Genomic DNA, 8401 nt, shown 5'->3' on the forward strand with positions numbered 1-8401 from the left:
CCGCGCCACGTCGACGGTGCCATCGGTACTGCCGTCGTCGATGATCAGGGTCTCGACGGACTCGAAATCCTTGAGCGCGGCCGACAGGGACTCCAGCGTAGTACCGAGCGCCTCCTCTTCGTTGTGGCAGGGTATCTGAATGACGATCTTTGGCTTCTCGTTGTGCGGCATTGGGTGCCCGATCTCCCGTGTTTCCAGCCTCTCCAGAAACTAGCATACCCGCCCGCACACTCGCCAAGAAATTCCGGCAACGCCCACCAATAATCCGGGCCACTGGGTGGCCATGGCAGGCAACGCCGGCAGCTTCAGACCGGCGCGCCGACCTGGCCGCTTGCGGGAATCTCCCCGGGCACCCTTGCCGTCGGCCCCGGTTGCCCGCTGGGACGAAAGCGCCCTGGAGATTTCGGAAAGCAGGCGAAAGTAGCTATATTTGTCCTGGTACGCCTCGAGACCGAACACGCGACGATGAAAGTCCTGCACGTCTGTTATGCCGATAGCGAAGAAGGAGGCGCCATTGGTGCCTATCGACTGCATCGGGCAATGTTGGCACAGAACATCGACAGTCAACTGCTCGTGATCCGCAAATGGCGAAACGATGATACGGTAGTTACACCGCCTGTCTCGGTGAGACTCCTCGTACGACTCTGGAACATTGTCAGCCGCCGGATCCTCAGCCTGCAGAGAATAAGGGACAAGGGCTATCAATCGCTGAATATTTTTCCCACCGGAATCCACAGAACAATCAAGCACCACCGCCCCGATGTCGTCCAGTGTCACTGGATCAACCGTAATACAATCAGCATCCGGGAGCTTGCGAACATCCACGCACCCGTGGTGCTCAAGCTGCCGGACATGTGGGCGTTCTGCGGTACGGAACACTACATTTCGCCCGGGGTGGTAGAACGATTCAGGGAGGGCTACACGAAAGATAACCGCCCACTTGGCGATTCCGGAGTGGATCTGGCCCGACGGGTTTGGTCATACAAGAAACGGGCATGGCGGGACGCCCGTTTCACCATCGTGACCCCAAGCAAGTGGCTGGGCGACCTCGCAAGAGAGAGCGTTCTTTTCCGCAACTCTCGGGTGGAGACGATTGCGAACCCGATTGACCTCAACGTCTATCATCCGGTCCGCGACAGAAGACAGCTACGTATTGCCATGGGCCTGCCCCCGGACAAGGCCCTGATCCTGTATGGATCGATGCAGGCGGAGACCGACACGCGCAAGGGTTATCACCATCTGCGCCAGGCCTTGCAGCTCCTGCAGAACGGAAAACCGGAAACCAATGGTTTCGAATTTTTGATCTTCGGGACGAGCGAAACGAAGACGGAAATCGTGCACGGAGTGACGACGCATCATCTTGGGACAATCCGGGAAGAGCAGGAACTTGTCGCCATGTATGCGGCATCCGACGTCATGGTTCTGCCGACGGAGGCGGACAATCTCCCCAATACCATTCAGGAGGCCACATCCTGCGGCACCCCATGTGTCGGATTCAACGTCGGTGGAATGCCCGACATGATCCTGCATCGCGAAACCGGCTACCTGGCCGAGCCATTCGATCCGGCCGACCTGGCTCGTGGAATCGCCTGGGTACTCGCCAACAAGGGCGACAAGTTGACCCACAAGGTGCGCGAACATGCCGCGTCGATTTTCAACCCGGCGGACCGCGTGGAGGAATACATGAAATTGTACAGAGACCTCACCAGGCCTGATCCATCTCGTGGCGGATAGAACCCCAGGGGCTTCATTCACCGGCCCGATCCTGTCCTTTGCTATATTGTGCACAGGACTTCCATTTTTGACGTGACCCTACTTCCCACCCGGCGCCAGGTCCCGCCGCAGCCTGCGCCCAGGTCAGGCACGGTGGGCGTTCGGGATTGACCGATGCGGATACTCGCGCTGTGCAAGCGCCAATATACCCGGCACGACCTGCTGGACGATCGCTACGGGCGACTGCGAGAACTTCCCCTCGCGCTGACGCGCTTGGGTCACGAAGTACGCGGCCTGTGTCTCAGCTATCGGCGACAGACCGAGGGTGTCACGCTGGACAGCGATCCGGATAACCCGGGTGCGCAGGTCCAATGGCATTCGCTCAACGCCGGACCCCTCTTTCTCCCGGGCCTGGCGCGGTTCATCCGGAGCGCTTCCGCGCATGCACGCGAGTTTCAACCGGACATCGTCTGGTCGGCCTCCGACAGCTTCTACGGAGTGATTGGTGGACGCGTCGCACATGCCGTTGGAGCGCTCCATGTGTTCGATCTGTACGACAACTTCGAATCCTTCGCTGCCGCAAGCCTGCCCGTTGTGCGCAGCGCGTATCGTTCCGCCGCCCGCAAGGCCGACGGCGTGGTCTGCGTGAGCGAAGCGCTGCGCACCAAGGTCGTCGCCGACTGCCACCGGACCGGTCCGCTCCTGGTCCTCCCCAACGGGGTGGATACCACACGCTTCCGGCCCCGCGACCGGGATGCCTGTCGGCGGCGTCTTTCCCTGCCGACCGATGCGCCCCTGGTGGGAATCACGGGCGCCATCAGCCGGAGCCGCGACATCGACACCGTGTTACAGGCCCTGTCGACCCTTATGGAGGAACGACAAGAGGTCCATCTGGTGCTAGCGGGCCCGCGCGACCGCGGGCTTTCCCTGCCCCACGGTCCCCGTATTCACGACCTGGGTGTGCGGCCACATGACGAGGCCCCTGAACTCATCGGCGCTCTCGATATCGCCATCGTCGGAAACCTCGACTCCGAATTTGGTCGCTACTGCTTTCCGCAGAAGGCTTATGAAACCGTAGCCAGCAATGTGGCCATGGTTGCAAGCGATGTTGGCGCAATGCACGAGCTGCTCGAGCCCTGCCCGCAGGCACATTTCCGTCCGCGGGATGTCGATGACCTGCTTCGGGCCCTGCGAGCCCAGCTGGACAATCCATGTCGGCTCCCGCCCGAAACTGCGCCGGACTGGGACGATTTGGGAACGCGGCTGGAGTCGTTCCTGCGCGAACTGCCACGGGCGATGGTTTAGAACGGAACCATGAGCAAATCCGGACTCCATGTCGTCATTCCGGTCCTGAACCGATGGCACCAAACGCGTGCTTGCCTGCGGCGGCTGCTTGACCAGGGCCAGCCCCCGGCCGGGATCGTAGTGGTTGACCACGGATCGGTGGACGAGACGGCCGAAGGTCTGGCAACGGAATTTCCCGGGGTGGTTCACCTTGAATCGGATCCGGAACATTGGTGGACCGGGGCAAGCAATGCAGGAATCCGGACTGCAATGGATCGCGGCGCGAGCCGCATCATGCTGCTGAACAACGATTGCCTGTTGGGCCAGGGCTCCCTGCATCGGCTTCTTGAGCACGCCGAACAAAATCCCGATGCGGTGATTGCCCCCGTCCAGCGCAACACCTCGGGAAAGGTGCAAGTCGTCACGGCCAGGACTCTGTTCCTGCTCGGCTTCCAAACCTTGATTCCGCCGGGATCCCGTCGCAAGGCGGGGAACGGCAAGCTGCTTCCCACCGGCATGATTGTAGGCGGGCGCGGCGCAATCATTCCGCGCACGGTTTTCGATCGTGTTGGTCTGTTCGACGAAGCCCGGCTGCCCCACTACGGCGCAGATCACGATTTCTATCTTCGCTGCCGCAAACAGGGCGTCCCGCTGCGGATTGCCGCCGACGCCTTTGTGGACATAGACGAAACGATAACGACCTTGGCCTGGGGACCAGGATCTCTCAGCCTGGCCCAGTTCCTCGAGACTCTGCGCAGGCGTCGTTCGCACCGCAATCTGCGGGACCTGTCCACCCTGTTTCGTCTGCACTACCCGATCCCTGGTCTTTGGTGGGTCGGGGTGGGGCTGAACCTGCTTCGCTATACAGCGGTATATGTCACGGCCCGCGTGGCCCGCGTGTTCGCGCCCGCAGGGCGGAAATAGGCACCGGCCACTTTCCGTGGACCGCGCCAGGCGCTAGAATCGCGTTCCGGCGGCGAACCCGCCGGCATTCATTTGGGGCGGTAGCTCAGCTGGGAGAGCGTCGCGTTCGCAATGCGAAGGTCGGGAGTTCGATCCTCCTCCGCTCCACCACTTCCCTCCGTAGTCACCGGGGCCATTCGGTCAACGACAAATCGACCCGACAAATCGGTTAGAATCGACGCCCATGCCCCGGTAGCTCAGCAGGATAGAGCAGCCGCCTCCTAAGCGGCAGGTCGGACGTTCGAATCGTCTCCGGGGCACCAGTCAAGTGACAGCGCACGCCCGGGGCCAGTACACTCGGCCTTCCGTCAGCGCAAAACAACGACAGACGCGTATCCCCAGGAGTCGCCCTTGCTTTCCGTCCACAACCTGGCCTGCCGCCGCGGCGACCGCGTCTTGTTCGAGCACCTGGAATTTGTCCTGGCCTCTGGCCAGCTGGTTCATCTGACCGGACGCAACGGATGCGGCAAGACCACCCTGTTGCGTACGCTGTGTGGCCTCACCCTGCCCCACGAGGGCAGCGTCCACTGGCGCGACACCGACATCCGTGAACTCGGGGATGAATATCGCGCCGAGTTGGCCTTCGTGGGCCACAACAACGGGATCCATGGGGAACTCACCCCGGAGGAGAACCTGCACTTCACCACCGGCCTGTCCCGGCGGCCCGAACCCGCCCGGATCGTGGAGGCCCTCGACCGCGTGGGTCTTTCGGCGCAACGCTTTCTGGCCAGCAAGCTGCTATCCCAGGGCCAGCGCCGGCGCGTAGCACTCGCGCGGCTGCTGATCCTGGACCAGCCGCTGTGGATCCTGGATGAGCCGTTCACGGCCCTGGACCGCGAGACCGCGGATCGCATGGGTACCGTGGTCGCAGATCACATTGGTGGTGGCGGGCTGGTGATCGTCACCTCTCACACCCCCCTGCCGGTTGCGCCCGAGGCCGTGCGCGAACTGGCCCTGGACGTCCCGGCATGAGCCGCCTCGATATCGCCCTGTGGCTGGTCTTCCGCCGGGAACTGACCCTGGCCTGGCGCCGGCGCGCCGACATTGCCGTGCCCTGGGTGTTCTACATCATCGTTGTCAGCCTGTTTCCCCTGGCCGTGGGCCCGGAGCCGGAGACCCTGCGCACCATAGGTCCCGGGGTCATCTGGGTGGCGGCGCTGCTCGCTACCATGCTTTCCCTGGGGCATTTGTTTGATACCGACTACGCCGATGGCAGTCTCGAGCAGCTGGCCCTGGCGCCGCACCCCCTGAGCCTGCTGGTGCTGGCCAAGGTGGCAGCCCACTGGGTGCTGGCAGGCCTGCCCCTGGTCCTGATCGCGCCCCTGCTGGCGATCCAGCTGCAGATGGACACGGCTTCCCTGGAAACCCTGCTGTATTCCCTGCTTCTGGGGACCCCGGTCCTGATTCTGCTCGGCTCCGTGGGGGCAGCCCTGACCCTGGGCCTGCGCGGCGGCGGGGTGCTGGTTTCTCTGCTGGTACTGCCGTTGTATACTCCCGTGCTCATTTTTGGCGCCAGCGCCGTAATGACGGCCACCCAGGGCCAGGGCGCCGAAATGCAGCTTTCGTTATTGGGGGCGTTCCTGGCACTGAGCCTTACATTCACACCGTGGGCCTCCGCCGCCGCCCTGAGAATTTCCTTGGATTGATTTCCCGCCAGATGCGCGAATACGCCTCACCGAAGCTCTTCTATGCCCTCGCCGGCCGGCTGATCCCGTGGCTGGCGGCGCTGACCGCCATCCTGCTGGTGGTGGGACTGTACCTGGGGCTGTTCGTGGCCCCGCCGGACTACCAGCAGGGCGAGAGCGTACGCATCATGTATATCCACGTGCCCAGCGCCTGGATGTCCATGTTCATCTACGTCAGCATGGCCGCCGCCGGGGGCGCGGCCCTGGTGTGGAAGACCAAGGTTTCGGAAATGGCGGCCAGCGCCAGCGCCCCCATCGGCGCCTCCTTCACCCTGCTGGCACTGATCACGGGCTCCTTGTGGGGCAAACCCATGTGGGGCACCTATTGGGTTTGGGACGCGCGCCTGACCTCGGAGCTGGTGCTGTTCTTCCTGTATCTGGGCTATATGGCCCTGGAGGCCAGCATCGACGACCCCCGGCGCGCAGCCCGGGCCACGGCGGTCCTGGCCCTGGTGGGTGTGGTCAATATCCCCATCATCCATTTCTCGGTGGACTGGTGGAATACCCTGCATCAGCCGGCTTCCATCAGTTCAATGAACAAGATCGGGCGGCCCTCCATTGCCCCGAGCATGCTGTGGCCCCTGCTGCTCATGGGCCTGGCCTACACCTTTTTCTACTTCACCATGCTGCTGATTCGCGTACGCAACCAGATCCTGGTGCGGGAACGAAATGCCGGCTGGCTGGCGGAAGCGCTGCGGGACGGGCGATGAACTGGGCGCAGTTTTTTCACATGGGGGGCTATGCCTTCTTCGTCTGGAGCGCCTACGCGGTCACCGCCGTCGTGCTGGTGCTGAACGTGGTCCTGCCCCTGCGGGAACGCAAGCGGCTGCTTCGTGGTCATAAACCCGGAAACAGCAAATCTGGAAGTGACAAACCATGAAAAAACGACACAAGCGCCTGGCCCTGATCGTGGTCGCGGTGGCGGGCCTGACCATTTCGGTCCTGTTCGTGATGAACGCGTTCCGCAACAACCTCGTATTCTTCTTCTCGCCCTCGGACGTGGCCGCCGGCAAGGCCCCGGCGGATCGCGCCTTCCGTCTCGGCGGCATGGTGGTCAAGGGCAGCGTGCACCGGGGCAAGGATCTGAACATCCAGTTTGTCGTCACAGACTTCAAGAACAGCATCAAGGTCCACTATCGCGGCATCTTGCCCGACCTGTTCCGTGAGGGCCAGGGCGTGATCGCCCAGGGCCGCTTCGGACCAGCGCATGTGTTCCAGGCGCACCAGGTCCTGGCCAAGCATGATGAGAAATATATGCCGCCGGAAGTGGCCGACGCGCTCAAACGGGCCGGGAAGACACCGACGGGGGCGCCAGCCAAGTGAAGAAATTTCTTGTCCCGGTGGGGATCTTCGCCGTCGTCGGCGGCCTGCTGTTCTTCGCCCTGATCCGTATGCAGACAGGGGACTATTCGCCACGCACCGTCCCGTCGCCACTGATAGGCAAACCGGTCCCCGCATTCAAACTGACACGCCTGGATGCACCGGGAAAGACCATCACGCCCCAGGATCTGTACGGGCGGGTGTATCTTCTCAACGTCTGGGCGTCCTGGTGCGTGGCCTGCCGCGAGGAACACCCGGTGTTGATGGAAATCTCCCGCTCCCATCTCGTCCCCCTCATCGGTCTGAATTACAAGGACCAGGATGCGGATGCACGGGCGGTCCTGAAACAGCGCGGCAATCCCTACGAGATGATCCTTCGTGACCCCAATGGACGCGCCGGCATCAATCTTGGCGTCTACGGAGTACCGGAGACCTTTCTCATCGACGGCAAGGGAGTGATTCGTTACAAATTCATCGGCCCGATCACGGATAGCGCGATTGCCAAGACACTGATGCCCCTTGTGCGCCGTTATTCTTCCTCGGCAAGCGGAACAAACACATGAGTTTTTCCGGCTTCCTTCACAAAAGTTACACACAGAAGCTGTGGACAAAATTGTGTGCAAGCGCCCGCGGCGATTCGTAAGTAGGCTTGGCGATTGGAAGAGTTTTAGATTGATGATTTTTTGTTCAAACGTATTAGTTTTTAACGATCAACAACTTATCGTTTTGCCGTCAATTCAGCGGCTTAGTTCGAAGCAGGCGCCCTGATCCCTTCCGGAACTGTGAAAAAATCCGTTGACTTGTCCACCGCCAGCAATGCCGGGCTCGCGCCCCGCTTGGTGGCCATGATCTACGACCTGTTGCTACTTTGCGCCATTCTCATGCTGGCCGCCCTGCCGGTGGTCCTGCTCTCGGGTGGCGTTCCTCGGGGCACCATTTCGCACCTGCTCTACCAACTCTATCTGCTGGCGGCGATCTTTCTGTTCTTCGGATGGTTTTGGGTTCATGGCGGCCAGACCCTGGGGATGCGCGCCTGGCGGTTGCGTGTGACGCGGGAAGACGGTTCCGCCCTAAGCTGGGGTGATGCCCTGTTGCGCTTCCTGGCGGCGGTACCCGCCCTGCTGTGTGCGGGATTGGGGTATCTCTGGATTCTGATCGACCGGGATCGACTCGCGTGGCACGACCGCATCAGTCACACACGGGTGGTCCGCCTACCCAAGCCGCAGCAATAGCGAGGCCGAGCCCTCAGACCACCCGCCGTAGCATCGCGATCGCCAGGGCCAGAAAGGCAACCGCCGGCAGGATCGCTCCCAGGACCGGTGGCAGCCCGTAGGTCAGGCCAAAGTTACCCAGGCCGATGTGGATGAGGCTGTACAGCATGCCCAGCATGACGCCTAGAAACACCCGCTGCCCCATGCCGCCACCGCGAATCTGAC

General features: G+C 62.2%; 11 protein-coding genes and 2 tRNA genes. 12 read left to right on the forward strand and 1 reads right to left on the reverse strand.

What is annotated here, in order from left to right:
• Positions 1-465 precede the first annotated feature (465 nt).
• The 12 genes from P8X48_10845 (at position 466) to P8X48_10900 (ending at position 8197) form a co-directional block, all read left to right on the forward strand.
• On the forward strand, positions 466-1734 hold the full coding sequence (locus tag P8X48_10845; GenBank protein MEJ2107803.1) for a glycosyltransferase: 1269 nt from the start codon (positions 466-468) through the stop codon (positions 1732-1734).
• 153 nt (positions 1735-1887) lie between these two features.
• Positions 1888-3018 carry a glycosyltransferase family 4 protein gene (locus P8X48_10850; GenBank protein MEJ2107804.1) on the forward strand — a complete coding sequence of 377 codons (1131 nt, stop codon included), beginning with the start codon at positions 1888-1890 and terminating at the stop codon, positions 3016-3018.
• Between the two features lie 9 nt (positions 3019-3027).
• On the forward strand, positions 3028-3921 hold the full coding sequence (locus tag P8X48_10855) for a glycosyltransferase family 2 protein (GenBank protein ID MEJ2107805.1): 894 nt from the start codon (positions 3028-3030) through the stop codon (positions 3919-3921).
• Positions 3922-3995: 74 nt separating this feature from the next.
• A tRNA-Ala gene (locus tag P8X48_10860) sits at positions 3996-4071 on the forward strand.
• A 75-nt stretch (positions 4072-4146) separates the two neighbouring features.
• Positions 4147-4223: transfer RNA gene (locus P8X48_10865), tRNA-Arg, on the forward strand.
• Between the two features lie 88 nt (positions 4224-4311).
• Entirely contained in the window at positions 4312-4932 is a 621-nt protein-coding gene (gene ccmA / locus P8X48_10870; GenBank protein ID MEJ2107806.1) for a cytochrome c biogenesis heme-transporting ATPase CcmA, read from the forward strand.
• The gene (gene ccmB / locus P8X48_10875; GenBank protein ID MEJ2107807.1) at positions 4929-5606 is read left to right on the forward strand and encodes a heme exporter protein CcmB; all 678 of its coding nucleotides are present in this window, start codon (positions 4929-4931) and stop codon (positions 5604-5606) included. The genes ccmA and ccmB overlap by 4 nt, the downstream gene beginning before the upstream one ends.
• A gap of 11 nt (positions 5607-5617) precedes the next feature.
• Positions 5618-6355 (forward strand): heme ABC transporter permease, encoded by a 738-nt coding sequence (locus P8X48_10880; protein MEJ2107808.1) that lies wholly within the window; start codon positions 5618-5620, stop codon positions 6353-6355.
• The gene (gene ccmD, locus P8X48_10885) at positions 6352-6525 is read left to right on the forward strand and encodes a heme exporter protein CcmD (GenBank protein MEJ2107809.1); all 174 of its coding nucleotides are present in this window, start codon (positions 6352-6354) and stop codon (positions 6523-6525) included. Before P8X48_10880 ends, ccmD begins: the two co-directional genes overlap by 4 nt.
• Positions 6522-6968, forward strand: a complete 447-nt coding sequence (gene ccmE / locus P8X48_10890) for a cytochrome c maturation protein CcmE (GenBank protein MEJ2107810.1) — start codon at positions 6522-6524, stop codon at positions 6966-6968. The genes ccmD and ccmE overlap by 4 nt, the downstream gene beginning before the upstream one ends.
• Entirely contained in the window at positions 6965-7528 is a 564-nt protein-coding gene (locus tag P8X48_10895) for a DsbE family thiol:disulfide interchange protein (protein ID MEJ2107811.1), read from the forward strand. The genes ccmE and P8X48_10895 overlap by 4 nt, the downstream gene beginning before the upstream one ends.
• A gap of 219 nt (positions 7529-7747) precedes the next feature.
• Entirely contained in the window at positions 7748-8197 is a 450-nt protein-coding gene (locus tag P8X48_10900; protein MEJ2107812.1) for an RDD family protein, read from the forward strand.
• A 13-nt stretch (positions 8198-8210) separates the two neighbouring features.
• On the opposite strand, the gene P8X48_10905 is transcribed toward P8X48_10900, so the two are convergent.
• The coding region (locus tag P8X48_10905) for an LptF/LptG family permease (protein MEJ2107813.1) at positions 8211-8401 on the reverse strand (191 nt) is incomplete at its 5' end.

This window comes from Acidiferrobacteraceae bacterium (assembly GCA_037388825.1).
Classification (GTDB): domain Bacteria; phylum Pseudomonadota; class Gammaproteobacteria; order Acidiferrobacterales; family JAJDNE01; genus JARRJV01.

Bases quoted from the DNA above. Each gene is read 5' to 3' on its own strand.
- P8X48_10855 (MEJ2107805.1), top strand. From the start codon at position 3,028: ATGAGCAAATCCGGACTCCATGTCGTCATTCCGGTCCTGAACCGATGG.
- ccmD (MEJ2107809.1), top strand. From the start codon at position 6,352: ATGAACTGGGCGCAGTTTTTTCACATGGGGGGCTATGCCTTCTTCGTC.
- P8X48_10880 (MEJ2107808.1), top strand. From the start codon at position 5,618: ATGCGCGAATACGCCTCACCGAAGCTCTTCTATGCCCTCGCCGGCCGG.
- P8X48_10845 (MEJ2107803.1), top strand. From the start codon at position 466: ATGAAAGTCCTGCACGTCTGTTATGCCGATAGCGAAGAAGGAGGCGCC.
- P8X48_10850 (MEJ2107804.1), top strand. From the start codon at position 1,888: ATGCGGATACTCGCGCTGTGCAAGCGCCAATATACCCGGCACGACCTG.
- ccmE (MEJ2107810.1), top strand. From the start codon at position 6,522: ATGAAAAAACGACACAAGCGCCTGGCCCTGATCGTGGTCGCGGTGGCG.
- ccmB (MEJ2107807.1), top strand. From the start codon at position 4,929: ATGAGCCGCCTCGATATCGCCCTGTGGCTGGTCTTCCGCCGGGAACTG.